Annotated in this window: 1 protein-coding gene and 1 pseudogene; both read right to left on the bottom strand. The window is 42.9% G+C overall.

Annotated elements, in window-relative coordinates:
* Nucleotides 1-517: serine/threonine protein kinase (locus A3762_RS15325; RefSeq protein ID WP_082869169.1), on the bottom strand; the 517-nt coding region annotated here is incomplete at its 3' end.
* A gap of 18 nt (nt 518-535) precedes the next feature.
* Nucleotides 536-1,176, bottom strand: a pseudogene (locus A3762_RS15330) (DNA polymerase IV); the annotation flags it as partial.

Below are 1,176 nucleotides of genomic sequence, written 5' to 3' on the forward strand. Positions count from 1 at the left end.
AAGAGTATGCTGACTCCAAACTCATCGGAATGAACTCATTGGTAAGGAGAAAGTCGCGACTTTGTTTGGCCATCCTATCGATACTAATTGATGTGCGATGTTTGAATTGCTTGGTCGCACCGCATGCATGTAATCGTCCAATATTTAGACCGATTCTGTACATTGTATCTGGGAGTTCAAGCTCAGGAGCATAGCCGCCTTGCATTGGAAATAGTGCGAACTGAAATCCGTTAAATTCGTGAATTGAACTGTTATTAACGAGTGACGGAGCAACAAGATTAATTTCTTGTTGCTGCAGCTCAAAGCAAAAGTCATGTTCTTCTCGGATCGCTTCCGTTGACCAGCGGTTGGGTCGATAAAATTTAGCGATGCAAGGTGAGCCATCTTCAATACCAACGCGATATACACGGTTTTCGTAGCTATTTAGCGGGAATATGCGCTGATCGCTAATTAATCCGAGCGACTCTACAGCATCTATGACGGTATCTGGTACAAGGTTTTCGTATGGGTGTTGCATAGTGGCTATCAAAAATGGCTAATCGAACAAGTCTAACTGATGTTTGTCGTTTTTATTGTTACCAATCCGTACACCCAACCCTAGTAAGCGAATAGGCAGGTCTTTACGCTCCCATGCTTTTTCAATCATATTTATAAATGAGTCTGCAGATTTCCAATCTTCGATGCCTGCATGGATTGCTTCATCCATCGTGGTTTGTGTGAAATCATTAAACTTAAGCTTAATATAGCGCCCTAGTATGAGGTTTGGGTTTGCCTTGCTAACCCGTTCGGAAAGTTGTTCAAATTGCTTATGGAAAGCCGGAGAAAGCTCCTTCAATGAGCTAATGTCCGAACTGAAAGTGGTTTCGACAGACAAAGATTTTCGTTGGCGTTCTGTTACGACGGGGCGGTCATCAAACCCATTTGCGAGCTCGAGTAAGCGTTTCCCGTATTTTCCAAACCTCTCGATTATTTTATTTGAGTCGTAATTCCGAATATCTGTGCAGGTTTCGATATTCATCTCTTTTAATTTTTGAGCAGTGACCTTTCCTACGCCATTAATTTTAGTAACGGGTAGCGCGGCGACAAAGCTGTCAACTTGGTCAGGGGTAATGACAAATAACCCCGCCGGTTTGTTCCAGTCACTTGCAATTTTGGCGAGAAATTTATTAGGCGCTA

The sequence above is a fragment of the Oleiphilus sp. HI0125 genome (genome assembly GCF_001635355.1).